The organism is Pontibacter coccineus (assembly GCF_030546575.1).
GTDB classification, from domain to species: domain Bacteria; phylum Bacteroidota; class Bacteroidia; order Cytophagales; family Hymenobacteraceae; genus Pontibacter; species Pontibacter coccineus.
On sequence record NZ_JAUOTN010000003.1, the window covers coordinates 414,157 to 440,551 of the forward strand.

At 52.1% G+C, this 26,395-nt stretch carries 20 protein-coding genes; 7 read left to right on the forward strand and 13 right to left on the reverse strand.

Annotated elements, in window-relative coordinates; translation table 11 throughout:
* Positions 1-7 precede the first annotated feature (7 nt).
* Together Q4E40_RS09015 and Q4E40_RS09020 are read right to left on the reverse strand one after the other, a co-directional pair.
* Positions 8-778 carry an ABC transporter permease gene (locus Q4E40_RS09015; RefSeq protein WP_303411553.1) on the reverse strand — a complete coding sequence of 257 codons (771 nt, stop codon included), beginning with the start codon at positions 776-778 and terminating at the stop codon, positions 8-10.
* A 7-nt stretch (positions 779-785) separates the two neighbouring features.
* A complete protein-coding gene (locus Q4E40_RS09020; protein ID WP_303411555.1) occupies positions 786-1,676 on the reverse strand; it encodes an ABC transporter ATP-binding protein in 891 nt (296 codons plus the stop codon).
* A 377-nt stretch (positions 1,677-2,053) separates the two neighbouring features.
* Here Q4E40_RS09020 and Q4E40_RS09025 point away from each other — a divergent pair, with 377 nt between their 5' ends.
* The 3 genes from Q4E40_RS09025 to Q4E40_RS09035 all read left to right on the forward strand — a co-directional run bounded on the left by Q4E40_RS09025 (position 2,054) and on the right by Q4E40_RS09035 (position 5,522).
* Complete coding sequence (locus tag Q4E40_RS09025; protein WP_303411557.1) at positions 2,054-2,641, forward strand: DUF3267 domain-containing protein; 588 nt, start codon at positions 2,054-2,056, stop codon at positions 2,639-2,641.
* A 194-nt stretch (positions 2,642-2,835) separates the two neighbouring features.
* Positions 2,836-4,035 (forward strand): dipeptidase, encoded by a 1,200-nt coding sequence (locus tag Q4E40_RS09030; RefSeq protein WP_303411559.1) that lies wholly within the window; start codon positions 2,836-2,838, stop codon positions 4,033-4,035.
* A 263-nt stretch (positions 4,036-4,298) separates the two neighbouring features.
* On the forward strand, positions 4,299-5,522 hold the full coding sequence (locus tag Q4E40_RS09035; protein ID WP_303411561.1) for a site-specific integrase: 1,224 nt from the start codon (positions 4,299-4,301) through the stop codon (positions 5,520-5,522).
* 231 nt (positions 5,523-5,753) lie between these two features.
* Here the strand turns inward: Q4E40_RS09035 and Q4E40_RS09040 are convergent, their stop codons facing one another.
* Positions 5,754-7,235 carry a PQQ-dependent sugar dehydrogenase gene (locus Q4E40_RS09040; protein WP_303411562.1) on the reverse strand — a complete coding sequence of 494 codons (1,482 nt, stop codon included), beginning with the start codon at positions 7,233-7,235 and terminating at the stop codon, positions 5,754-5,756.
* Between the two features lie 191 nt (positions 7,236-7,426).
* Here Q4E40_RS09040 and Q4E40_RS09045 point away from each other — a divergent pair, with 191 nt between their 5' ends.
* Positions 7,427-8,149 carry a tetratricopeptide repeat protein gene (locus Q4E40_RS09045; protein ID WP_303411564.1) on the forward strand — a complete coding sequence of 241 codons (723 nt, stop codon included), beginning with the start codon at positions 7,427-7,429 and terminating at the stop codon, positions 8,147-8,149.
* A 75-nt stretch (positions 8,150-8,224) separates the two neighbouring features.
* Here Q4E40_RS09045 and Q4E40_RS09050 read toward each other — a convergent pair whose 3' ends face one another.
* The 3 genes from Q4E40_RS09050 to Q4E40_RS09060 all read right to left on the reverse strand — a co-directional run bounded on the left by Q4E40_RS09050 (position 8,225) and on the right by Q4E40_RS09060 (position 11,307).
* Entirely contained in the window at positions 8,225-9,976 is a 1,752-nt protein-coding gene (locus Q4E40_RS09050; protein WP_303411566.1) for a M14 family zinc carboxypeptidase, read from the reverse strand.
* A gap of 214 nt (positions 9,977-10,190) precedes the next feature.
* The gene (locus tag Q4E40_RS09055) at positions 10,191-10,634 is read right to left on the reverse strand and encodes a DoxX family protein (protein WP_303411568.1); all 444 of its coding nucleotides are present in this window, start codon (positions 10,632-10,634) and stop codon (positions 10,191-10,193) included.
* A gap of 40 nt (positions 10,635-10,674) precedes the next feature.
* A complete protein-coding gene (locus Q4E40_RS09060) occupies positions 10,675-11,307 on the reverse strand; it encodes a mechanosensitive ion channel protein MscS (RefSeq protein ID WP_303411570.1) in 633 nt (210 codons plus the stop codon).
* A 120-nt stretch (positions 11,308-11,427) separates the two neighbouring features.
* Here Q4E40_RS09060 and surE point away from each other — a divergent pair, with 120 nt between their 5' ends.
* Positions 11,428-12,201 carry a 5'/3'-nucleotidase SurE gene (surE, locus tag Q4E40_RS09065; protein WP_303411572.1) on the forward strand — a complete coding sequence of 258 codons (774 nt, stop codon included), beginning with the start codon at positions 11,428-11,430 and terminating at the stop codon, positions 12,199-12,201.
* A 57-nt stretch (positions 12,202-12,258) separates the two neighbouring features.
* Here the strand turns inward: surE and Q4E40_RS09070 are convergent, their stop codons facing one another.
* From Q4E40_RS09070 to Q4E40_RS09090, 5 genes are all read right to left on the reverse strand, one after another.
* A complete protein-coding gene (locus Q4E40_RS09070) occupies positions 12,259-13,083 on the reverse strand; it encodes an energy transducer TonB (protein ID WP_303411574.1) in 825 nt (274 codons plus the stop codon).
* A gap of 151 nt (positions 13,084-13,234) precedes the next feature.
* Positions 13,235-14,497: a TonB family protein gene (locus Q4E40_RS09075; RefSeq protein WP_303411576.1), complete on the reverse strand. Its 1,263-nt coding sequence runs from the start codon at positions 14,495-14,497 to the stop codon at positions 13,235-13,237.
* Positions 14,498-14,599: 102 nt separating this feature from the next.
* Positions 14,600-16,036: a M56 family metallopeptidase gene (locus tag Q4E40_RS09080; RefSeq protein ID WP_303411578.1), complete on the reverse strand. Its 1,437-nt coding sequence runs from the start codon at positions 16,034-16,036 to the stop codon at positions 14,600-14,602.
* Positions 16,020-16,412, reverse strand: coding sequence for a BlaI/MecI/CopY family transcriptional regulator (locus tag Q4E40_RS09085; protein WP_303411579.1), 393 nt, complete (start codon positions 16,410-16,412; stop codon positions 16,020-16,022). The genes Q4E40_RS09080 and Q4E40_RS09085 overlap by 17 nt, the downstream gene beginning before the upstream one ends.
* Positions 16,413-16,504: 92 nt before the next feature.
* On the reverse strand, positions 16,505-16,705 hold the full coding sequence (locus Q4E40_RS09090; RefSeq protein ID WP_303411580.1) for a hypothetical protein: 201 nt from the start codon (positions 16,703-16,705) through the stop codon (positions 16,505-16,507).
* A 158-nt stretch (positions 16,706-16,863) separates the two neighbouring features.
* On the opposite strand from Q4E40_RS09090, the gene Q4E40_RS09095 reads away from it, so the two are divergent.
* Both Q4E40_RS09095 and Q4E40_RS09100 read left to right on the forward strand, forming a co-directional pair.
* Complete coding sequence (locus tag Q4E40_RS09095; protein ID WP_303411581.1) at positions 16,864-19,815, forward strand: SusC/RagA family TonB-linked outer membrane protein; 2,952 nt, start codon at positions 16,864-16,866, stop codon at positions 19,813-19,815.
* Positions 19,816-19,833: 18 nt separating this feature from the next.
* The gene (locus tag Q4E40_RS09100) at positions 19,834-21,285 is read left to right on the forward strand and encodes a RagB/SusD family nutrient uptake outer membrane protein (RefSeq protein WP_303411582.1); all 1,452 of its coding nucleotides are present in this window, start codon (positions 19,834-19,836) and stop codon (positions 21,283-21,285) included.
* A 513-nt stretch (positions 21,286-21,798) separates the two neighbouring features.
* Here Q4E40_RS09100 and Q4E40_RS09105 read toward each other — a convergent pair.
* Together Q4E40_RS09105 and Q4E40_RS09110 are read right to left on the reverse strand one after the other, a co-directional pair.
* Positions 21,799-23,196: a RagB/SusD family nutrient uptake outer membrane protein gene (locus Q4E40_RS09105; protein WP_303411583.1), complete on the reverse strand. Its 1,398-nt coding sequence runs from the start codon at positions 23,194-23,196 to the stop codon at positions 21,799-21,801.
* Between the two features lie 19 nt (positions 23,197-23,215).
* Complete coding sequence (locus Q4E40_RS09110; RefSeq protein WP_303411584.1) at positions 23,216-26,287, reverse strand: SusC/RagA family TonB-linked outer membrane protein; 3,072 nt, start codon at positions 26,285-26,287, stop codon at positions 23,216-23,218.
* Positions 26,288-26,395: the final 108 nt, after the last annotated feature.

Genomic DNA, 26,395 nt, shown 5'->3' on the forward strand with positions numbered 1-26,395 from the left:
CAAGGCTTTATAGATCGCGGAGGCGCACCAGCAGGATGGAGGCCAGCACGAGCAAAGCGATGTAGAATAGTGCAGGCAGCACGGCCCATCCCGGGCTGAGCACCATTGTGGGGCTGGTGAGGCCATCTATAATCTCCTGCCCCGGCGTGGGGGTGAGGCTACCAAACACTTTCATGGGCATAAAGCGGTCGATGCTGTCGTCGATCTGGTAATGTATGATCGGCTCCACGATCTTGGACCAGGCCAGGAAAGCGATGATGGCCAGACCACTCTTGCGAATCAGGAAGGCAAAGAACATGGCCATACACATGTACCCGACAGCCTGCACAAAGAAATACGAGAGGTAATCGATCTTGCCAAAAATGGCCCCTATACTTGTGTCCTTGCTGTAGATCAACCCGAAAAGCAGGCCCATCACCAACAAAAAGATAGTCCCGGTTGCGGCAAGGCCCAGTGTCACGTAAAATTTAGCCAGCACTGCCTCGGCACGGGAGCGCCCGTCTATCACCTGCTGCCGAAGCGTACGGTAGCTGTACTCATCTGTGATCAGCACAATAACCAGTATACCTAGCAGGAGGTTAAAGAAATAGGCGATATAGGAGAAGCGCATCCACAGGTTGGGGAAATCATAAAGCGACTTGCCCAGCGACTGCCCGCTCACCATCAAACTGCTGCTAAAATAGATCAACAGCACTTGCAGCAGCACATAAGTGGCCATGATCACCCAGAAAGTCGGGTATTGCAGTATCTTTCTGAGCTCGGTTCTTATCAGGTTCATGCGGGGCTTATTTTTGGGTGAGTTCAAGAAACTGTGCCTCCAGGCTTTTGCGGCGTACCAGGAGTTGCGATAACACGATGCCCTGCGCAAACATATCACGGTTGAGGTCGGTGCTGGTATAGCCTTCGGAGAGTGTGAGGCGGATGGAATTCTTATCCTGGGCAAATTGTGTGACGTAAGGCAAACGCTCCAGCAGCTGCAGCACGGGAGCCAGCTCTTCGGCGCTGATCAGCAGCTGATCCTGTGTAGAAAGAATATCTCCCACAGCGCCATTGGCCTTGAGCTTGCCGGACTGCAGCACCGCCACGTGCGTGCATACCTTCTCTACCTCGTCGAGCAGGTGACTGGCCAGCAGGATGGTTTTGCCCTGCGCGGCGATGCGTGTGATCAGGTCGCGCACTTCGGCTATACCTTGCGGGTCGAGGCCGTTGGTGGGTTCGTCGAGCATCAGCACTTCCGGGTCGTTGAGCATGGCGGCGGCCAGGGCCAGGCGCTGTTTCATGCCTAGCGAGAAACCTTTGTAGGTGGTATGACTTCTGGTGCCAAGGCCCACCATGTCCAGCATTTTGTTGATGTGCCGGTGGTCTGCCTGCTTGGTGTCAGCTACCACCTGCAGATTCGCTTCGGCAGTCAGGTAAGGGTAAAAGTTAGGGGTCTCGAGCAGAGCGCCCACCCGCTGTTTGGTTTCTTTGCTGATAGAACGCCCGAACCACAAAAAGCTGCCATTGCTTGGCCGGATCACGTCCAGCACCATGCCCAGCGTGGTGGTTTTGCCGCTGCCGTTTGGGCCGAGCAACCCATAGATGCTGCCCGCCTCCACTTGTAGCGTCAGCCGGTCGACGGCCTGCAGGCTTCCGAATTTTTTTGAGAGTTCGTCAAGGTATAGGACTGTTGCCATAGCGGGGAGTCGTTTAGACAAATATAGCCTTTTTCTGATACTGACAAGGAAAGTGACCTGCTAAGGTATAGGAAATGTGTCGATCAGGCAGGTATAGCCTCTCCGTATCCGCCGGTTACTACTGGAATCCAGAGGATATGGAGGGGGCATACCTGTCAGGTGCGGTTATGCCATTATGCAGCACTTCGCGCGCCCAGCATGATCTGATTGAGGTAGCCCTATTCCAGCAGGTCAGCATTCAATGGCCTTGCCAGCAAACAGCGAGCGGGTCGTACGTATGCTGTTTAAAATCTATGGAAATAAATTTCAGGGTTAAAAGGGGGGAAACCAATGTGATTATTTGTCTATTTTTACTGCCTATCAGTGACGGTTAGCGTATGGAAGAAGAGAAATACAGGAAAACAGAACTGAGTATGTCCGCCGCCGAGGCCAATGTGCGGGCGCTCGTTTTCATCGTGCCGATTCTGGTCATTTACGGAGCGGCTTACTGGCTCATCTGGCCCGAACAGTTCGCTGCACAGCATCTGCGACAACTCGTGCAAACACAGCGGGACTTGCTGTTGATCTCTCCTTTGATCATGTTGCTGGTCTTTGTGCTTGGGGCAGTGGTGCACGAGCTGCTACACGGTCTCACCTGGGCTGTCTTTTGCAGAAATGGACTCAAGTCGATCAGATACGGCGTGTACTGGAAAATGCTGACGCCTTACTGCCACTGCAAAGAGATACTGCCGCTCAGGTACTATGCGATAGGCGGGATGATGCCGGGCCTGGTGATGGGACTGCTGCCGGCGATCGTAGGTATAGCCACGGGCCATTTTCTGCTCTTCCTTTTCGGCCTGTTCTTCAGCATAGCCGCAGCCGGCGATCTGCTCATCCTCTGGATGCTGCGCCACCAGCACAGTTCCGACCTCGTGCAGGACCACCCGGATAAGATCGGTTGCTATGTGCTGAGCACAAAGGTATAGCTGGCAATTTAATTCCAACCGACCTGCCTGTTCTCAGAATAACCTGGCCTTCCGTCTTATACCTATACCTGCCTCCATCCAATCTGATTTCTTCGAAAACTCTAATCTGATCACGGTGAAACGGATGCTGTAGGAAAGTCACGTCTTTTTACTATATTTAAGGTATGGCTCTTTGGTACATGAAGCATAAAACTATGAATTATAAGAAACTGCTGGGCGGAAGTCTGGCTTTGGCAACCCTGCTTTGCAGCAATCTTACGGCATCGGCACAGGATTACAAGCAATTGCACGAAAAGGCCATTGTGGTCGACACCCACAACGATGTGCTGATCTCGGTACTGGAAGGTTTGCGGCTGGAGGATGACCTGCGCGGTAAAACACACTCTGATCTGGCCCGCTTTAAGGAGGGCGGGGTGGATGTGCAGGTGTTCTCTGTCTGGAGTGACGAGACCTATGGAGATGGCAAAGGCTTTAAATTCGCCAATCTCCAGATCGACTCGCTTGAGGCCATTGTAAAGCGTAACCCCGACAAGATGATGATGGCCCGCACGCCTGCAGACATAGAACAGGCCGTCGCGCAGAATAAAATGGCTACCATGATCGGGGTAGAGGGCGGCCACATGATGGAAAGCAACCTGAAGTACCTGGAGGCCTTGCACAAGCGCGGTACTATCTACATGACCCTCACCTGGAATAACTCTACGCCCTGGGCCACTTCTGCCATGGACGAGACAAGTGGCAAATTGCCCAAGAACCGCAAGCCCGGGTTGACGAAGTTTGGCAAGCAGGTAGTGCGCAAAATGAACAAGCTGGGTATGCTGGTTGACCTCAGCCACGTAGGGGAGCGCACGTTCTGGGATGCGATGGCCACCACCACCAAACCGGTGCTGGTCTCGCACAGTTGTGTGCACCATTTCAACCCGCACTCCCGCAACCTGAAAGATGACCAGATACAGGCCATCGCCAAGAACGGCGGTGTGATCCACCTCAATTTCTTCTCCGGCTTCCTGGACCCGGAGCACGACAAGCGCATGAATGCCTTCAGGGCCAATCACAGAGCAGAGGTAGATTCGCTGCGCAAAGCAGGTGCGAACTCGATCCAGATCTCTGACTGGGCCATGGCAAACTACCCCAACGAAGCTTCACAGCTTCGTCCGCCACTTTCCCTGCTGCTCGACCACCTCGACCACATCGTGAAACTGGCAGGCGTAGACTACGTGGGCCTCGGCTCGGACTTCGACGGTATCACCTCTACGCCACAGCAGCTGGATAGTGTAGCCGATATGCCGGTAATCACCCGCGAACTGCTTGCCAGAGGGTATAGCGAAGAAGATATTAAGAAAATACTGGGCGAGAACTTCCTGCGCGTGCTGCGGGCAAACGTGGGTTCTTGAGCAGGTATATCCACTGAGTAGCTTATTAGTTAGCATAGAAGGCTCGTAAATTAGCGGTTTACGGGCCTTTTTGCTTTTAGCCCCACCTGAACTTTTCGATTTCTCTCCTTTCTGAGTTGCCTGATTCGGATACCCAGGCTTTACCTGAGTCTGGGTACTTGGGTGTTGTGTAACTGATTGAATACCATTTAGATGTATAGATATTGTACATCTTGCGGAGCATTTGATTGATTATTAACTTTAAAAATAAAAGGAGGAACGAAATGGACACCAAGATCAGTATCCTGTTTTACGGCAGGAAAGCCAAGACCACCAAGGGCAATCTCTTGCCCATTTACCTGCGCGTCACGCTGCAGGGCAGGCGGCTGGAGTTGAGTACCTACCGCTACGTCTCGCCCGAGCGTTGGTCTGTGGAGGCGGGCAAAATGAAGGGCAGCTCAGTGGAGGCCCGGAGCGTGAACGCCTACCTGGACACCCTCCGGGACAAGGCCTACGGCCACCACCGGGAACTGCTCGAGGAAGGCAGGCCCGTCACCCTGGAGGCGTTCCGGGAGAAGTGGATGGGGATAAAGGAGAAGCCGGTGATGCTGCTGGAGGTGTTTCAGATGCACAATGACCAGGTGAGTAAGCTGGTGGGCAAGGACTACGCCGCGGGCACCCTGGAGCGCTACGCCACCTCCCTGCAGCACACCCGTGACTTTATCCGCTGGAAGCACGGGGTGGAGGACATCGACGTAAGGAAGCTCTCCTACGGCTTCATCACCGACTACGAGTTCTGGTTCAAGACCGTGAGAAACTGCGCCCACAACACCACGATGAAGTACCTGGCCAACTTCAAGAAGGTCATTCACCTGTGCCTGAAGAACGGCTGGCTGGAGCGCGATCCTTTCCTGGGCTACAAGATGAGCAAGCGGGAGGTGGTGCGCGAGTGCCTCAGCCAGGCCGAGCTGCAGCGCATGGCCGAAAAGGAGTTCGCCACCGACCGGCTCGCTCAGGTGCGGGACATCTTCCTCTTCAGCTGCTACACGGGCCTAGCCTACGTGGACGTGCAGCAGCTCAGACGCTCCGAAATAGGGGAGGGCATGGACGGGGAGCGGTGGGTCTTCACCCGGCGGCAGAAGACAGAGACGCCCTCCCGGATCCCGCTCCTGCCGGTGGCCCTGGCTATTCTGGAGAGGTACCAGGATCATCCCCAGTGCCTTTACCAGGACCGGGTGCTGCCCGTGCTCAGCAACCAGAAGATGAATGCCTACCTCAAGGAGATCGCCGATCTGTGCGGCATCCAAAAGACACTCACCTTCCACATCGCCCGCCACACCTTTGCCACCACCGTCACCCTCTCCAACGGGGTGCCCATCGAGGTAGTAAGCCAAATGCTGGGGTACCGCAACCTGAAGACCACTCAGCTTTACGCCAAGACCCTGGACCAGAAAGTAAGCGAGGACATGCAGCAGCTCCGGGACAGGTTGCTATTGAAGGGGTGGTGAGTAGCCGCTCAGTGAAATCTTCTGTATGTACCGCCTCACGGGTAGGGCATATCCTCATCAGGGGACAGCCACTGCTTCTACATGGAGATTCCCACCGCTAAAGCAGATGGGATTCTTGGACTACCCGCCCCTTGTCGTTGTATAGGATACATCGGTGTCTGACTCCCAAGTATCAGGGCTTTCTATGGCATCTGCTCGTGATCACGGATGTGGACGCGCCTCATACGATACCTACTCCACAGGCACAACCCTGTAAATCGTCCCTGGACTTTCCACTGCAACGTAAATAAACCCATCCGGTCCCATCTTTACATCCCGCACACGGCCGATGTTTTTGAGGAGCTTTTCTTCGCTCACGATCTTATTGCCATCCATTTTAAGCTTGCTCAGGAATTGGAAGCGCAACGAACCAACCAGTAGGTCGCCTTCCCAGCCTTTGTAGCGGTTGCCCGTCACGAAAGCCATACCGGATGGAGCAATGGAGGGCACCCAGTACCAGAGGGGCTGCTCCATACCTTCTTTTTTGGTCAGTTCGGTCAGCACAGTGCCGTTGTAGTTGATGCCGTAGGAGATGACCGGCCAGCCGTAGTTCTTGCCTTTCTCGGCGATGTTTACCTCGTCGCCGCCTCTCGGGCCGTGCTCGTTTGTCCAGATGGCGCCGGTAGTGGGGTGGATGGTCATGCCCTGGATGTTACGGTTGCCGATGGTCCAGATAGAGGCGAAGGCACCTTTTTCGTTTGCAAAAGGGTTGTCGGCAGGTATAGCGCCGTCGTCTTTGATACGGTGTACTTTGCCTGGTGCGCGCTCGATGGTCTGGGCATTCTCGTGGTGCTGGCCGCGGTCACCTACCGATACATAGAGGAGGCCGTCGCGGCCAAACTCCAGGCGGGAGCCGTAGTGGTGACGGGTGCGGGCCCAGGGCTGCGCCTCGAAGATTACTTTCTGTTCCGTGAGTTTATTGCCGTCCAGCCTGGCGCGCAGCACCGCTGTGGTCGAGAGGGTCTGGTCTCCTTCTTTCTTGAAGGCAGAGTAGGAGAGGTAGATCAGGTCGTTCCTGGCAAAATCCGGGTGCACCTCTACATCCAGCAGACCGCCCTGGCCCTGAGCCAGTACTTCAGGTGCACCGGCAATCTTCTGTAGTTGGCGACTTCCTTTCGGCAGGCGGTAAAAAGCCCCGTTGCGGTCGGTGATCAGCATATCGCCGTTTGGCAGGAAAGCCATTCCCCACGGAATTTCCATACCTGTCGCCACCGTGTCGAGGCGGTAGCTGAGGGCTTCGGAGGTATAGACTGCAGCGGCTGTGGCTTCCTCGCTGAAATCGTACTGCTTCACGTTCTGTATACCTTCCTGAATGTAGGCCACCAGCGCCGTGATCTCCTGATCTGTGAACGCCTGTTCAAAGGCGGGCATCCCTTCCTCGGGGTAGCCATGTTTGATGGCGGCAAAAAGGTTTTCGGCGGTGTTGCCATGCTTCCATTTTCGGTCGGTGAAAGCTTCCATCTGCTCGCCGTGACAGCCGGAGCAGTAGCTGGCGTAGTTGGTGCGGGCTTTCTCCAGTTGCGCCTCGCTCAAAGCTACTTCCTGAACGGACGTTTGGGCAACAGTTTGCGTCTTATTGTCAGTTGTGCTGGTAGTATTGCCGGAGCTGGTGCAGCTCTCCAGTGTGATGAGGGCCAAACCCAGAAGCGGGAGTAGGTGCGATGTTCTTAACATAGTATTTGTGTAGTGCAGTCGTGCGACTTTATGTGATCTATACGGTTGAGTACACAAATATAGCTTTCCTGCTTTATTTCAGGTATAAAATCTGTTTGGTGAGCCGGGTCAGGTATAGAGACCGGCAACCAGGTATAGGAAAGATGGTGGCAGTAAGTTAGTTTAGCACGTCTAATTCATATCAAAATCAAATGTTTAAGAAGCTACACCTGCTCCTACTATTGCTGAATTGCACATGTGCCATTGCCACCGCGCAGATCAGTACAAAAGATGTTGCTCAGTTGCCCAATGCAGCCATTTACTCCGCTAGTCAAGATGATCTGATCAAAACACTTGCCACGAGTATCCGTTTTCCGGCACTCGCTTATCGGGCTAGTAGAGTTGGAACAGTAGTGGGTGTCATAAAATTTTCGAGAAGCGGGGATATTGTGGAGATAGGAACACTTAACAAAGCCTTTCCAGAGTTTAAAAAGGAGTTTGAACGGGTGGTCCCTCTCATCAAAGGCAAATGGACTGCAACAAACGACACAGCGCAGTTCTTCTATGCCGTGATTCCTGTTCAGTTTAGAGTAATAGGGGTAGGCTATGCCTTGAACAGTGATTTAAAGCCTGCTTATTTTCAGGAAACGATTGTGACTTCGGCATCGGGTGTATCCAGTAGAAAGGAAGCAATGGCGCTGGAACAAAAGTCTGCAGGCGTATACCAACAGATGGAAAATGACCTGGTAGTCCAAGTGAACACCTATGTAGAGCAGGAAAACTTTGAGGAGGCTATCAAAACGCTGGAAGAACTGGTGAATCTGCAACCGCTGCATATTGCCTACTATCAACCCCTGATCTCACTGCACGAGCGGGTAGGGAACGAACAGGAGGCAGCCTACTATAGAGAAGTCGTGCGATTGTTCGCAAAATAAAATCCTCACCTATACCTTAAAAAAGTGAAAGCCACCCGATGAAGGTGGCTTTCACTTTTTTATCCTGGTTCTGTTTTACAACGGCAATTTCACATCCTGCATCAGCCTGCCTACCGGGTACATGTTGTGGGTAGGCTCGTAGTGCGGGGAGTTTCTATAAACGAAGTCCAGCTGGGCGCGGGCACTCTTGGCGAACTCCGGGTCTTTCTTTTTACGCTCCTCCAGCTGCTTGCGCAGGTCCGGGTTTTTCTTCAGGATCTCAGCGGCCAGGTCTTCAAACACATAGCTCGAGAAGTACTCCTTCTGCATCAGGATACTGTCGAAGAAGTTCCAGTTGAAGTAAGAGTCCACGGCCTGCGGTTCCAGGGCTTCTACTAAAAAGCGGTTGGCCTCCTGGTTCAGGTATACCACATAGTCGCCTTTGAGGAACTGGCGCGGTATGGTGCGGGCCTCCACCTTGGTACCGGAGTGCAGATAGTGGCCCTCGTACGCACGCGGCGATGTTTTGTAGTCGGTGATGTAGTAGGTGTCGAGCGTGATTGTGGTGTCGCGCTTGAGCTGGCGCATCTCCACTTTGTTCAGCTTCAGGCGGTCAATCACCTCGCGCCATGCCTGCGGAATGATGTAGGCCACTGGCTTCTCCACCGTCACAGTCGGGGTGAAGGTGTTGTAGTAGTTGAGGTTAGTAGAATAGGGCGCTTTGCGGTCGTAATAAAGACGCTCCAGCCCGCTCACCTCGCTTGGCTTATACTTGGCAGCATAGCCCAGGAAAGGGATCTTCTCTACCTTAGTCGTGTCCAGTTGCCAGTCTAGCGCGAAGGCTTTCTGTGTAAGGGTTTCCTGTTTGGCCTTGGTGCGGAGCTGGCCTATCTCTTTGGCGTCGCGGCTCACGGTGCTGATCATGTGCTCCATCAGCTTGTAAGTGGATTTTACGCGTTGGTCAAAAGGCTTGAGCATGTGCGTCTCCGGCACAAAACCGATGGTATTATAAAGAGCGGTATAGCCAGTGGCGTAGCGCGGCGACTCCATGAAACCTACGATTCCTTTCTCCGGTGTCTCACCGATGGTATTCATGTAAGGCACCATCGGGAACTTGTCTTTCTTCATGCCTTCATAGAGCGTCGGCAGCATCTTGCCCTGCAGGTAGCCGGCCAGTGTCGGGTTCAGCTTGTTGTGCTGCGTGGCGATGAGCGTCATCACGTGCTGGTAATCGGCGCCGTTGGAGGTATGGTTGTCCATGAATACGTCCGGGTCCCAGTCGCGGTAGATGAGGTGGAAAGTCTGGGCGTTTTTGGAATCGGTCTTCAGGTAATCGCGGTTCAGGTCGAGGTTGCGGGCGTTGCCCCGGAAGCCGTAGCTCTCCGGACCTTCCTGGTTGGTGCGGGTATGGCTGTTGCGGTTCAAAGCGCCGCCGATGTTGTAGACAGGTATAATAGCCAGCACCACATTATCTAACTGCTTGCGCTTGCTTTTGTCCTGCAGGTAGTCGCGGAGCAGCAGCATGGTGGCGTCTATCCCTTCGGGTTCGCCCGGGTGTATGCCGTTCTGGATGAGCAGTACGCGCTTGTCTTTCTGCTTTACTGATTTCGGGTCAAAATCCTTGTCGGTGGAGACGATAACCAGGTGCAACAGACGGCCGGAGTCGGTATAGCCGTAAGGCACCATTTTCACTTCGTCGTAAGTCGCATCGAGCTTGCGGTACCAGTCGATGGCCTCGTCGTAAGTGGCGGTCTGGTTCTTGTTGCCTTTCTCGTAAGGCGTTTTGAGGTCGTTTTTGTCAGGTGTTCCGGTAGCCAGCAGCGCGGCTAAGAGTAGGGTCGTCAGCATGTATGGTGTTTACAATTGTTCTTGCAGAGCAATGTTAACCAATTATGCCCAGAAATGGAATCAGAAAAATGGTTGAACGTTGATTTTTGTATGCGCAAGAAGCCGTGAGTAGCTCAAGCAGCCAGCTTTCAGAAAGGGATGTCCGCAAAAGCACATAATAAGTCGCCAGCAAGGGTACAGAGGAGCCCTACTCAAGTGTCAAGTAAGGTATAGTCTATACCTGAAACGTCTTGCGGTTCTTATTCGGGAAGAGTGCTTTATCGAGGCTATACCTGCCAGGGCCAATAAAGTAGAGGGCAAAAAATAGGATGGCTGCCTCGAGGGCGTGGGAGTAACCGCCAAATCCGTCGCCGGCGTTGACATGGCGCAGGGTTGCCACCAGCATGGTGATCACCAGTAGCACCGTAACGGGCCTGAAAAACAACCCGAGCACCAGCAGCGCGCCGCCTACCGTTTCGGCAAAGGCCGCCATAAAACCCCAGAACTCCGGCATCAGGTCGATCCCCAACAGCTGCATGTTCGCTCCGATTTTGGCCCAGCGCTCGGGCCCGCCGACCATTTTGGGCCAGCCATGCAGGATGAACATAATGCCGATGCCGATGCGGAGAAGCAGCAGGCCGGTGTTTTTATAGCTGTAGCGGGTGCGGAGTAATGACATGCGAGCAATAATACGTAATCCGCTGAAATATTACAATAAACTAATATATTAAAATGCCCTGTACCAATGTATTAGCCGGTACCTGATCGGGTTTTAGCTGATGCAGGCGGCTCTGATCTAACTGACTGGAATCTAAAATAAAAGACATGCCTGATTTTTCGCTCACTGCCACAAAACCCGCCTCGCCCAGGCTGGTGTAGGCAATAGGATGATGCTGTGCCACTTCACTGTATTTTGATCCAACTCCTATACCCTGGGCCGTTCTGTAATTTGGGTCGCGTATATTGATGCGCCATACCTGGCAATCAGGCTTGCAGATTTGCTCCACGAGTATATCCTGCGGACTTTCCGAAGCGCTGATTACGTACGCCGTATACTGCTGCCCCTCGAGTTGCAGGGTGGTGTCCCGGATCTGCTGGCCTGCCGGCACTTGGCTGCGCATCTCTTCTATGGGCATTCCGATGCGCATAGCCCCCGCTCGGCCTTTGCCAAGCACCAGGTCGGCAGGGTCTATAACTGCGGGGGATGTTCTGGGCTCGGCGGCTTCAGTCAGCGGTCCGCTTTCAGTTGTCGTACTAGTAGTAGTGGCCCCTTCACCGGCTTTGTCATGGTCGGCAAGGCAGGCTGCCATACCTACCCCCAGCAAGAAGGCGTACAGGATATTCTTAAGCATATGGTGAGATTAGGGAATCATTATATTCAACTTAACCCTGTTGTGACAGCCCGGGTTGTCGTATATTAGCACGAAAACGAATTTCGTTTATTATGTCATACATCAACTAAAAATAACAAAATGGCTTTACCATTAATACTGGTTTCGAACGACGACGGCATCACAGCGCCAGGCATACGGACGCTGGTGAAAGTGGCCAAAAAGATAGGGGAGGTAGTGGTTGTGGCACCAGACGGGCCGCAGTCAGGTATGGGGCACGCGATCACGATCGGAAACACGCTGCGGCTCGATCGCTCCATCGCTTTCGACGATTTGGGGGTAGAGGCCTACGAATGCTCCGGCACCCCGGCCGACTGCGTGAAACTGGCCAAATTCCATGTACTGAAGGAACGCAAACCTGACCTGGTGGTGAGCGGCATCAACCACGGCTCCAACTCGAGCATCAGTGTGCTGTATTCAGGTACCATGTCGGCGGCTATCGAGGCGGCTATTGAAGGCCTGCCTGCTATCGGGTTTTCGCTCTGCGACTACGGGCACGAGGCGGATTTCTCACATACCGAGGAGTTTGTGGAGCTGATCATCCGGCAGGCGCTGGAGCACGGTATACCTGAGAGCACGGCCCTGAATGTGAACTTGCCGAAGAAAAGCGACGAGCCGATAAAGGGCGTGAAGGTATGCCGACAGGCCCATGCCAAATGGCAGGAGGAGTTTGACGAGCGCCTCGACCCGCGCAACCGCCACTATTTCTGGATGACGGGCAGCTTCGTGAACTTCGATAAAGGCGAGGATACCGACGAGTGGGCGCTGGTAAATAACTACGTATCGGTAGTGCCCTGCCAGTTCGATATGACCGCCTACCACGCCATGGCGACATTGAATGAGTGGGATTTGTAAGGTATAGATCAGCTTAAAACCAAACGGGCTGACCATGTAGAGGTCAGCCCGTTTGGTTTAGCTCCCAACAGGGGTAACAGTTACTTTTGATTGTTGTGTTTTTTTGATCGGATAGTTGATTGGCAAGGTATACCTAACCCGAACCTTATATTCAAATTGTTGCCCTGGGGTCCACTTGCCAGAAGTACTCAAAAGGGCATCAGCTATTTTCTTGTCGGTAGCAGCATGCTGTGATTTTATCACCTCTACGTCGCTTATGGAGCCATCTCTGTTAACAACAAATGTGAAGACGCTTAACCCCTTTTGGTTCCGTGATGACGGAACAGCTTCTCTTAAAAAGTGCAGTAACTCGTCCTCACCTCCCTGGTAGGTCGGCATTTGGTCTACTTTTGTAAAGGGAACGTCACTCTGCAGCGCCTGCACTTCCTTTTCGGGTAATTGTCTCTTGTTTTCCTGCTTTAGTTGTTTCTGCTCACTCCCTTCAAATCGGATGGGCAGGGTAAACCTGACGGCTACCAACTTACCGTTCTGCCTGCCCGGCACCCATTTCCCGCTCATGCTTTCGATCACACGCACAGACTCTTTTTCCAGTTCCGGGTGCAGGCCTTTCAAGATCGCCACATCAGACACACTGCTATCAGGGTTCACGACAAAAGACGCAACCAGCAAACCGCCGTGAAGGCCTTCGGCATAGCGGAGATTCTGCCCGATATACTGCATCATACCCGCTTCACCGCCCTCAAACACCGGCATTTGTTCTACAAAGGTATAGACGTCCTGTCTTTCGGATTTCTGAGTTTGACCAATTGCAAGAGATGGGCTGAGTAGGCTAATTGTAAATGCCAGCGTCAGGCCGGTAAAGAATTGTAACGGTGTTTTCATGAAATGAATAAGGTGAAGCATTCAGCCCCGAGGCTTAAACAAAAGCTAAATGTAGAAATTATTCTGCTCACTCTAAAAGCTGTAAATAGGAAAACCCCTGGACTGCACAGCGCAGCACCAGGGGGCAACCTAACAAGTCTGTGTTTCTAGCTTATTTATACTTTGTCACCACCACGTCGGCGCTTTTCAGGTCTTCCGCCGATGGCTTGTTTGCACTTCCTTCGATCACAAACAGAATTTTGATTGTCCGTGATACAGGTACAGGCTGGCCGTCTACCTTGCCGGGGTTCCACTTACCTTGTGTTTTCCGAATCGTGCCGGAGATGGCATCATGCAGCTCTTTACCCATACCTATAGTAAACATGCTGATAACTTTTCCATCCTCCTTAATGACCAGGTGCACGTCCACGCTTCCCTCGAAAGTGGCATTAGCCGGGTAACGCAGGTTTTTGGCCAGGTAGCGTTCGAAAGAGCCTTCTTTAAAGGTTGGTTTCACATCCACTTCATCGATCCTATAAGAGGATTTGGTATACTTGGTCATGCTCGGTACGCCCATCTTTTCGCTGCTACGGCCCGATTCTGAGCCCAGAAACTGTACCGGCAGCACCACTTCGGCACCGGTCGGCTGGCCGCTTTTAAGAGCTGGCTCCCATTGGCCGGAGGTTGCTTTCACGGCCGCCATCGCCGACTCTGACAGCTTAGCCAGCAGGGTTTTGTTCTGCAATTGGAACGTGGAGGCGTCCATGTAGTCGAGTTCGGAGCCTGGGCCCACGGTTTTCTTCAGTTTGGTGCCCTCCAGTCGCACGTTCGATACCTGCCCCTCGCGGTCCACGTAGAACTTCACCACCACACGGGCGTTCAGGTTCTCGTTTTTGGCTTCGGCAGGCAAGGCCAGGTGGGCCTTCATCGCCTGGAACATCGCCTCATTGCCGCCCTTAAATGCAGGCATGCGGTTGGCTACGCTGGCTGCGGCTGCGCGGTCAGATTCTTTCAGGGCAAACCGGATCGGCAAGGTATAGCGTACCCGCACGACTTCACCATTCTGCCGGCCCGGGTTCCACTGGCCGCTCATCATGTTAACGACCCGCATCGCTTCTTCATCGGTTTCTTTGCTAAGCGACTTGACAGCTTTTACATCGCTGATTTTGCCATCAGTCTCCACCACGAAGCTCAACACGGCCAGGCCTTCAAGTCCGTTACTTTTAGCGATAGCCGGATACTGGATGTTGGTGCCGAGGAACTTCATCATTTCAGATTCGCCACCTTTAAACACTGGCATTTGCTCTACATAAGCGTAGGGTTCGTTTGCAGATTTTTTGCTTTGCGCAAGCGCCTCCGTCTGCAGTCCGAAACTGAGTGAGAGGGCCAGCAGGGGAGCTGCTAGCAAGGTTTTGAGTGTGTTCTTGTTTTTCATGAGATGTAAGTTTTATGGTTTTGTTTTAGAAAAGAAAAGGCAATAGGTATCCCGTCCCGGTTTTAAGGCCGGGTGAGGCAGGTATAAAAAAGGGTGAAAATGTTATTTTATGGCGAAGCGCACAGGCAAGGTATAGCGCACCGGTACAACTACTCCGTTTTGTCTGCCAGGAGACCACTGGCCCTGCATTTTTTCCACTACCCGCAAAGCCTCTTTGTCGAGCGATTCATGCAGCGTTTTAAGGATGGTGATATCCTGCAAGCCACCGTTTTTGTCTACGACAAAGCTCAACACGACCAGGCCTTCCACGCCTACCTCCTGTGCATCTTTCGGATAGCGTATGTTGCGGCCCATGAATTTCATCATCTCCGCCTCGCCGCCATTGAATTGGGGCATCTGCTCTACATAGGTATAAGGTTTCTCAGCGTCGGATTCACCTTCTGAGGGCGGGATTGTAACAGAGGGTTTCACCATCTTCCAATCCTCCTTTACCACATTACTTGATTTGGTAGTTGTAGTTGCTGTCGGCTCCTGGCCTATACCTGTGTCTTCATCTTTCTGGACCCCAACAGGTATACCTGTTTTACGGGCGGGAGCGGTGATAAGGATTTCTGACAGCGAAGCCGGCTCTTCCATGAGGGGGGTGATGTCGGCGCTCACCTTATTGGCCGAGAAAGCAACCAGCAGCACGAGGATGACAGGTAGCGCCAGGAGCAGGCGCGTTTTGCTGGCAGGCTTGCCATGCAGTTGCAACATGCGCAGGCGGCGGAAAACCTGTGGTTTCTGGAAATAGCTGCCCACCGGTATACCCGCCATATAGAGTGCTTCTTTGGCCAGCAATGAGCTGTACTCCTGCGGCTGGCAGTTGGCCAGCACCTCGGCATCAGCCTGAAATTCGTGCACGTTGCGCAGTTCTTCCTTCATGAGCCATACCAGCGGGTTAAACCACAGCACAGCGGTCAGCACTTCATAGTAAAGCACGTCGTAGGTATGGCGCAGGCGCACATGGGCCATTTCGTGCGAAAGAACCTGCTGCTGTTCCTGTGCAGACAAGTGCTTCATATCTCCCAGAAACACATAGTGCAGAAAAGCAAAGGAAGGAAATTGCCCTTCGGTCTGAAGCACGGTTGCCCCGGCGCCTGAACCAGGAATTGGTCTGGCGGCAGAAGCCAGCGAGCGAATACGGAATACCTGCAGGAATAGCCTGGCCAGCAACACAAATCCGATCACACTATATAGTACAAGGAGCCACTGGCCAGTCGTGAAAAGCGGCGCTGTGGCGGTAGCGGCTGAACCGGAGGCCGTCACCTGTACTTCCTGCAGTTGAATGGCAGGTATAAGGTCAGTAGCAGGTAGCACCGTTTGAAAAGGCAGCGGCAGCTCCAGCAGCGGGATGGCCAGGGCCAGAACAGGAGCCAGCAGCAGGTATAGCCGGTTGTAGAGCAGTCCGGGCTGGTTGTGCAGCACCACTCTGTAAAACAGGTAGAGCACCAGCAGGGCCAGGGCCGATTGCAGCAGGTAATTAACAGTTGTTTCCATCTTGTGGGTCCTCCTCTTTAAGGTCGTCTTTTACATGGCGCATCAGTTGGTCCAACTCCTTCACATCCAGGTTGTTGTCCTTGGCGAAGAACGAGACGAGCTTTTCGAAAGAGCCCCCGAAATAGCCGCTCATAAAATTCTTCAAAAAGAAGCTCTTATACTTGTCTTCCGCCACGAGCGGAAAGTACTCGTGCGACTTACCAAAGGCGTTGTAGCCAACAAAGCCTTTCTTCTCCAGAATACGCACAATTGTGGAAACGGTGTTGTAGGCAGGCTTTGGCTCCGGCATCTCCTCTAAGATGTCCTTCACAAATCCTTTTTCCAGTTTCCAAAGGATCTGCATGATCTCTTCTTCGGCTTTGGTAAGTTCTTTCATAAAGCTATGGGTTGCTTGGTAGGATAAATATATAACTAATTACTTAGTTTACAAACTAAATGTTTAGTTTTTCTTGAAAAATATATTCCTCTTTAATGTATAAGTAGGTATAGCTCAAGACCTCTGGCTGAAATGGAATCAGGAATGATAGTGCCACCATAGGCAAAAAAGAGGCGACTTTCTAGGCCAACTACATAAAATTCAGACAATGCTAGTGTTTTATAAGTGGCTGAATATCTGATTTTTAAAATAAATTCTAAAGCACGTGTACTTTTTTGCTCTAAGAGTTTCAAGATTATGATTGAAAAAGTGCCTCGAGTGTCTAAATTGCGTAATGATGCAGTGCTATATAGAGATGTATATACGATTTGTGTACTCACTCTATTTGAAGCGACATCGAACCGAACTAACAACCTTATTTTTCTAATTATCTAACTTAAATTCAAATTCTATGAGAAAATTTGTACTTATGGTATTTGCTCTGGTGCTTTGCCTGGTGGAACAGGTAGCAGCGCAGGGCAGAACTATATCAGGTACTGTGACCGAGCAGCCAGCTGGCACGGCGTTACCTGGTGTGTCCGTCATCTTGAAGGGTACGACAACGGGTGTCAGCACTGGTGTTGATGGTGGTTACTCCATCACTATACCGGCTAATGTGGCTCCCGAGTCAGCCACTTTGATCTTCCGCCAGATCGGTATGACAACACAAGAGATTGTGATCGGTAACAAAACCAGCATCAATGTGTCGATGAGCGTAGATACGCGTCAGCTTTCTGAAGTTGTGGTAACTGGTTATACCACACAGACACAGCGTGAAGTGGCCGGTTCAGTTTCTACCGTAAAAGCTGAGGAGATCCGCCATGTGCCATTGGCATCTTTCGACCAGGCATTGCAGGGTAGAGCGCCAGGCATACTGGTGCAGGCCAACTCTGGTCAGCCGGGTGCAGCAGCTAACGTAGTGATCCGTGGTAAAGGCTCACTACGCGGTACAAACGACCCGCTTTACATCATGGACGGTGTGCAGATCTCGCCTACCGACTTTGCTACCCTGAACCCTGCTGACTTCGAAAGCCTCACCATTCTGAAAGACGCCTCAGCTACTTCTATCTATGGTTCCAGAGGTGCAAACGGTGTAGTAGTAATCACTACCCGCAAAGGTATTGCCGGTAAAACCCGCATCAACTACGACGTGCAGTATGGTTTCTCAAAAGCTCCTGAGAACAGACTGGAAGTAATGAACACTGAGCAGAAACTGCAGTACGAGCTGCAGCGAGGCAACCCTTACGACTGGACTGATGAGGACCTGGCACGATTAAGAAAGGTTAACACAGTTTGGGAGGATGTGTTCTTCAAAACCGGTACTACTAAGAATCATACCCTGAGTGCATCAGGCGGTAGCGAAAAAACTACTTACTACCTATCAGGCTCTCTTTTCGACCAGACAGGTACCGTGCCAAACACAGGGCTTGAACGTTATACTGGTAGAGCAAACATCGAATCTAGTGCCGGTAACTTCAACTATGGCTTGAACTCGACCTTTGGCTACTCTGAATTTACCAACACCAGCGAAGCCAACACTGGTATTGCGACGCCGCTGAACGCGATCCGTTGGTCCAACCCATACGAAACGGTGTATGACGAGGATGGAAACTACACACAGATGGTGTCTGGTCAGCCAAACGCGATGCAGGAACTTTTGGAGAACAAAAACCTGCGTCAGCAGATGAAAGCAGTAGGTAACATATTTGTAGGCTATAAGGCGCCATTCCTGGAAGGCCTTACCCTGAGAACAAGCTGGGGTGGTGACTATACAGGTAACGAGGCAACTGCATTTGTCAACCCAAATACCTATTCCGGTCAATTCTCTACGGGTGGTTCCGGTAGTTTCGGACGTGGTTACAACCGTAACTTTACCTACACGGGCACTACTTCTGCTACCTATAGCACATCGTTCAGCGCAGATCACACCCTGTCAGTTGGTCTCTTCAACGAGGTCGTGAATACGAAATACAGTGCTTTCAGCTTCACAGGTTACGGCCTGGGCGGCGCCTTCCAGAACGAAGCAGGTATCACACCGGGTAACGCTACCAATGGTTATATCCCGGCTGTAGGTGGTGCAGGAACTGAGAACGCGCTTCTTTCTTACTTCACCAACATCAACTACGGTTTCAAGGACAGATATTTCCTGACGCTGGGCGCCCGTCGCGACGGTTCTTCCCGTTTCGGTGCTAACAAACGCTATGCAAACTTCGGCTCTATCGGTTTCAGCTGGATATTGTCTGACGAAGCTTTCTTCGAAGGCCTAACTGGCGTGTTTAACGATGTGAAGTTTAAGATCAGCTACGGTTCTGCCGGTAACCAGGCTCTTACTGATGACTTCAGATCAAGAGAGCTGTTTGCCCGTTCAGTTTACGCCGGCATCAGCGGTCTGAGCCAGGCACAGTTGGCTAACCCTGACCTGCAGTGGGAAAGAAAAACTACCTTCAACACGGGTCTTGAGTTCGCGACTCTGAATGGCAGGTTGCAGGCTACAGCCGAATTCTACAATTCTGTGACCAGCGATCTGTTCCTGAGCCGTCAACTTTCCAGAACAACTGGTTTTACCAACCTGCTGTCTAACGTAGGTGAGCTACGCAACCGCGGTGTTGAACTTGCCCTGAACGGCGACATTATCTCTACGGCCGACTTTACCTGGAGTGCCAATGTGAGCGCAACTTACAACCAAAACGAAGTCCTGAGCCTGGTAGGAGACGAAGAAGAGATGATCGAGGGCCTCTACATCCAGCGAGTGGGCGAGCCAATGAACTCACTCTACGTGGTACGCTATGCCGGTGTAAACCCGGACAACGGTAATTCTCAGTACTTCACAAAAACAGGTGAGATAACGGAGGTATACGACCCTAACGACCGCGTAGTGGTAGGTTCTGTTGAGACGCCCTGGTTCGGTGGTTTCGGTACCAGCCTGCGTTACAAAGGCCTTGAGCTGAGCACGTTCTTCAGCTTCGTAACAGGCAACAAACTGTATAACAACGACCGCGCTAACGTAGAGCACCCGCAGTACCTGTGGGACAACCTGTCTACATCCATGCTGAACGAGTGGACGCCTGATAACAGAATTACAGATATACCAAGACCAGGCAACCCATTCCGTTCAAGTACTACCCGCTTCGTAGAGGATGGCGACTTCCTGCGCCTTCGTAACATCAACCTGTCTTACGAGCTGCCACAGAGCATCTACGGAGGAATAGGTATCAGCAGCATCAGACTGTTCGCTCAGGGCCAGAACCTGAAAACATGGACAGACTTCAAAGGGTTTGACCCGGAGGTTTCCACAGGTTCATTGGTGGGTGCGCAGTACCCAGCCCTTCGCACTGTTACATTTGGTCTGAACGTTGGTTTTTAATAATTTAAATTACAGAAAATGAGAATCAAACATCTATTTATAGGCCTAGGTTTAAGCTGCTCGGTTGCACTCTCTTCCTGCGAAGAAGTGATCGAAGTGGAGCCTGAGTTCCAAAGAGACGCAGACTTCCTGTTCACAAACCTGGATGACTACGAGTTCGCCCTGACTGGCGCTTATGCGCGCTTCCGTAACGTTGCCTACTATGGCAGCGGTGCCCAAACAACTGGTACCTGGTCTCAGTTGCCTGACATGATGAGCGACAACCTGGTGCAGACATCAGAAGACCTTGCCAACTGGTCAAACCAGTCTAACTGGGTATACACCAGCGACGAGGACGATGTAGCGCAAGCCTGGCTTGCAGCTTATTCTGTAATCACGCAGGCCAACATCGTGCTGCGCAACATCGACAACTTTTCCACCGAAAACCCAGGCCGCGTAAACCGTCTGAAAGGACAGGCTTTGGCGATCAGAGCAATGGCACACTTTGACCTGCTGCGCTACTGGGCTGTAAGCTACGACCGTAGCTCTACCGAGCTGGGCGTTACTTACGTTGAATCTGTTAATCCAGAGGCAAAACCAGCCAGGGAAACTGTTCAGGAAAATTACAACAAGATTTTCAGAGACCTGCAGGAAGCTGAAACACTGCTTGGCAACGTAGACAAAGCGATCAACGGATCTAACCGTGCTTTCATTGATCAGGTGGTGGTAAAAGCGATCCTGGCCCGTGTGAACCTGTATGCTAAGAACTACGATGCAGCCGAAACCTATGCTACACAAGTGATCGACGCACGTCCGCTTGCTACAAGAGCACAGTTCCCAGGAGTGTGGACTGACGCTTCAAAGGCAGGTGTGATCTGGGCTGTAAACTTCAACGCCGGTGAGGGTTCTGCTTCCAGTGGTACTTTCAACGGTCCATCTAACCGTAACCGTTTCAGACCATCTGCAGAGCTGTTGGAGAAGTATACTCCGAGCGACGTTCGTACCACAGCTTACTTCGGTACCAGAAACCTTTCTGGTAACCCAAGAACGGTGATGACGAAGTTCCTCAGCCGCGGTGCTGCGTCCGACAACCTGGTGGACTGGAAAGTATTCAGAACTGCTGAGATGTACCTGATCCGTGCTGAAGCCAGGGCCATGAAGGCCACTCCTGACCTGATTGGTGCTGTTGCCGACCTGCACGCATTGCGCGCTGCGCGTATCGAAGGATACAATCCGCTGCTGAACACGCCGGTTGGTGTGCAGGCAACCATGGATGCAATCGCATTGGAGCGTCGTAAGGAGTTGATCGGTGAGGGACACCGTTTCTTCGACCTGAAGCGTACCACGCGTACCATTACGCGTGTAGACTGCGGTACTACTGCTACCAATTGCACGTTGGCGTCAACCGCTCGTGAGTGGGCATGGCCAATTCCACAGGGTGAGATTGATGCTAACCCGACACTGGAAAATCAGCAAACAACTGGTTACTAATATTCCGAAGGGACTTTATCCCTGAGACATTAGTTATTACGAATGTAAGAGTAGTTTCAAACGTGCATGAGCACGATTTGGACGCGGTAAAGCGGTATCAGGGACTCCTGGTACCGCTTTCCTTTTCTATAGTAGCTTCATCGAAAGTAGCTTCATCGAAGCAATTGCCCTTGTTTCTTTAGCCTTATAAGGTACAGCAGGAAAGCTCCAACTTGCTTTAAAGCAACCCATAATGGCGCTATCAAGAGACTGAAGGCGTGAACAGGGGCTGGTTCAGCCGCACGTTCAGCTCCTGAGCCGGGAAGAAAGGAGGATCGATAGCCCAACTTGAAATACCGAGCCAGCCCACCGAATCCTTTCTGCTGGCGGCTGCCTACCTGGAAGTACATGCATAAAGCCTTCTTTTCTAAAGTGATCTGCTACTATGATCACTGATGAAAAGAAGGCTTTTGCTTTTATCCTAAACTTAAAATTCCAGATGACTCACGTTTGATCTGGGAATATTATTGCTGCTTAATAACCAGGATTCTGTGTCAGTTCAGGGTTGACCTCAATCTGCTGCAGCGGGATAGGCCATAGGTTACGGAAGGCTTCATTATCGCAGAAGTCCAGTTCCTGGCACGTCAGGTTGTAGCGTTTCAAGTCCATAAAACGGAAGCCTTCTCCGACAAACTCCAGTCTTCTTTGATGTAGGATTTCATTCAGTGCTTGTCGGTTCGTAAGCACCGTGACCGGTCTGAGTCCCGCCCTTGTTCTGATCTGGTTAATGTCAGCTATGACAGTTGGCAGGGCAGGCAGCAACAAAGCCGCCTGGTTGAGATTGGTGGCTGGTCCGGTAAGCTGCCTAACGCGTGCCTCTGCACGGATCAGGTACATCTCCGCCAGGCGGATAACGGGTACATTATCCGCATTCTCAGCCACATCCTCGTATTTCAGCAACCTGTTTCTATTGTTCTCGAAGGCTGTCGTCTGGGCGAAGCGAACGTCTCCTTCTCCCGCAGAGAACTGGAGCGTATCAAACAAGGGCTGGCGCAGGTAAAATTTCTGACCACCCGTTCTGGGGTCTGAGGCGGTGCCGAGGCCGTTCGGGTCGAATGGCGTGTAGTTCAGCTCGAAGATCGATTCCGCATTTCCTTCCCGCACGAAAAGGTCGCTGTAGTTCTGCAGCAGCTCGTAAGGGCCTTCGTCGATCACTCTGCTGGCCTTTGCTTCGGCCTGCGCATAATCGCCTGCATTGCCACGCTGCAGGTATACGCGGGCTAGCAGGGCAGATGCCGCGAAGGAAGAGGCACGATAAGGGGCATTGCTGATGGGTTCATCACCTATGTTCTCTTCTGCAAATTGCAAGTCGCTGATGATCGCGTCGTATACCTCCGCCTCTGAAGAGCGTGGAAGAAACGCGATCTCCTCAATGGTGGTGGTGGGTGAGGTGATGACCGGAACTCCCCCAAAGACCTTTAGCAGGTCAAAGTGGGCGAGCGCCCTGACAAACCGCATTTCCCCGATGTACATATTCCTTACTTCGGGCTCCAGGTCAGTTAATGCCTCCGCTCCCCGAATCACAATGTTAGCCCGGTTGATCGTTGTGTAGATGGCGGTCCATGTGCTGGCAATCTGCAGGTTTGAAGCGAATATGTCCCGGGTCGACACCTCCACGTCTGTAGTGAACGTGCCCCGGTGTGCCATGTTATCGGCGTACACATCTTGGTAAAGGAGGTACCTGAGTCCGTAGTAATCGGAGGCCTGCATCGCGCTGTAGGTACCCAAGGCAGCCCGGTTCAGGCTGACCTCATCGGTAATCGATTCCTCTACGTCCACAGCATCAGTGGGCTCTATGTCCAGTGTATCCTCACAACTCGAGAAAATACCAAGACCGAAAGCGAGCATCAGTATGAATGAATATCTTTTCATGATCATTAAATTCTATTGATTAAAATCCAAGATTAAATCCGAAGGTGATCGTGCGGGACTGTGGGAAAGTATAGAAGTCCACGCCAAGGGTTATGTTGGAAGTACCTGCAAAGTTTACTTCGGGATCAAATCCTGGGTAATCTGTAAAGGTGAAGAGGTTCTGTGCCTGCGCGAATACCCGCAGACTTCTGAGGCCCAGACGCTCGGTGAACTGGCTTGGCAAATTGTAGCCCAGCATCACATTCTTGAAGCGCAGGTATGAGCCATCGTAGATAAAGCGGGACGAGTTGCTTCGGTTGTTGTTGTTCGGGTCATCCACGGTCGCTCTCGGAACGTCCGTCACATCCCCTTCCTGCTGCCATCGATCCCTGACAACACCGAGCATGTTATCATCCAGAAAGTCATTACCCAGGTGCTGCTGGTACTGGTGCGCCGGGTTAGCGATGTCGTTGCCTTTAGAGAACTGCAGGAACACGTTCAGGTCTAATCCTTTGTAACGGAATATGTTGGTAAGGCCCCCGACATACTTTGGCTGTGCATCCCCAATTATGGTCAGGTCATCGTCTGTGACAAAGCCGTCGTTGTTGATGTCGCGGAAGTTAACGTCGCCCGCCTGTGCGCCCTGCGCCTGACGTTCGGCCGGAACGGCATCCTGTGTGCTGTACACACCATCAGAGATAAAGCCGTAGAAAGTACCGATCGGCTCGCCTTCGCGCAGCACAAGCGAGTTGCCCCCGAAACCATAGAAGATGTCCTGTCCCTGGTACAGCTCTGTCACTTTGTTTCTGTTGAAGGAAATGTTGAAGTCGGTCGTCCAATTGAAGCCATCTCCGGCACCTGCAATATTCACCGTGTTCAGCGCAATTTCAAAGCCCTTGTTCTCGACTGAACCGATGTTGGAAGCATAGCTGGAAAATCCGGTCTGGGTTGGAATAGGACGGTTGAACAGCAGGTCATCTGTTTTCTTGATGTAATAATCCAGTGCCAGGTTCACGCGGTTGTTCAGGAAGCCAACATCAGCCCCTACGTTGAACTGACGGGTTTCTTCCCACTTCAGATCAGGGTTCGGAATTTGTGTTTGCGCTATACCTGGTCTGTCTATGTAACTTGCCCCTCCTGCCACCAAGCCTAAAAACGCGAAGTTGCCAATCTCCTGGTTACCCGTAATGCCATAGGAAGCACGCAGTTTTAACTCACTCAGCGCCCCCACACCGGACATGAAGTCTTCTTCTATGATTCGCCAACCTGCAGATATGGATGGGAAGTAACCGTAACGCTGGCCCTCTGCAAAGCGGGAAGAGCCGTCAGCTCGGAAGTTAACACCGAGCAGGTACCTTTCTCTGAAAGAGTAGTTCACCCTGCCGAAGAATGAAACAAGGGCAGTTTCGACAAATGTGTTGGAGCCCTGATTCACGCGAACAGCACTGCCCACGTAACGGAACCGTTCATCCGGAAAGCCCAGGCCAGTCACAAAGGCGCTGCGTAACGTATTATGTTCGTTGGCCGCACCGATCACGGCAGAAACATTGTGCACCTCACCCAGCAGTTTGTTGTAAGAAAGGGTCGATTCTAGCAGCCTTTTGGTAACCGTAGTGGTAGCATTGGTGGCTTCGCCTTCGGTGGCCGTTGCAAACGAGCCGGGGTAGGTGGTGGCCGTAAAGCGCCGCTCGTCAATATTCAGTACGTCCATACCTCCTTTCACCTGGAGTTCCAGTCCCGGCACAAAGGCGTACCGGGCAAAGGCATTGCCGATAGCGCGCAGGTTAATGGTCTCATCATCGTTCTCGGTGCCTTCTGCCACCGGGTTTGTGTAAAAGTAGTTCGGCTGCGTATAGCTGCCGTCTTCATAATAAACCGGCCAGATAGGAGAGGCCGCCAGCGAGTTGGCAAACGGGCCGTAAAGCGTGTTGTCACTCACGATACGCTGGTTGTCAGAACGGCTGAGCTGTATGCTGGTGCCTACTGAGAATTTGTCGTTTGCCTGGTGGTCCAGGTTAAGACGGGTGGAGTAGCGTTCGTAGCGGCTACCGATGATAACGCCTTCCTGGTCAAAATATGAGCCGGATAGGTAGTAGCGGGTTTTGGGGTCACCGCCGCTCATCGAGATCTCGTAGTTCTGGATGCCGGCCGTTCTTGTTACCTCATCAATCCAGTCTGTATCGGTTGGTTCAAAATCCACTCCTCCATAATACCAGTCCAGCCAGTCTGTGAAGGTTTCGTCGGGGAACAGATACCCATCATTCTTATAAGCCTCCAGCATGATTTCCTGGTAATCATTGGCTCTTAAAAAGTCCGGCTTGTTCCACATTTTCTGAAAGCCTGTATAAGCATTCAGGTTAATCTGAGTTTTCTGGGTGGAGCCTCGTTTTGTTGTGATCAGGACGACACCATTGGCAGCTCTTGAGCCGTAAATAGCGGCGGCAGAGGCATCTTTCAGAATGTCGATCGACTCGATGTCGTTCGGGTTAAGGTCAGCTATCGCATTCACGGACTGTCCGCCGTAGCCCAATTGGGAGTAGTCGCCTGTTGTTAGCGGAACGCCATCCACTACATAGAGGGGCTGGTTGCTGGCTGAGATGGAGGAAGAACCACGCACCCGCACACTAATACCGCCGCCCGGCGTGCCTGAGTTCTGAGAGATCTGAACACCCGCGGCTCGTCCCTGCATAGCCTGGTCAACACCCAGCACCGGTAGGTTTTGCAGTTCTTCGGAGGTTACCTTGGCAGTAGCACCCGTTACCTCACGGCGCTCCTGCGTACCGTACCCCACCACCACTACTTCGCTCAACTGCCGCTCATCAGCAGCCAGCTGCACATCAATAGTAGAACGTCCGCTGACAGGTATTTCCTGACGCTGCATACCGATAAAGCTGAATACCAGTGTAGCGTTAGGTTGTACGGTCAGGGTGTATTCGCCATCGACTCCTGTAGTGACACCATTGGAAGTGCCCCGTTCCAGCACGGTAACACCCGGTAGCGCAGAGCCGTCAGTGGCAGCGGTGACCCTACCGGATACAGTTTGAGTCTGAGCCCAGACACTCCCTACAAGTGCGAGGACTAAAAAGAAGCTCAATAGTATACTCTTCTTCATATTAATTGAATTTAATTTATACCTAAGAACGTTTTTGAGAATAGATAGTAAAGAAATCGAAGAAATAATTTACTTATTTTATAAAAAATAGTAAACTATATTAAAATA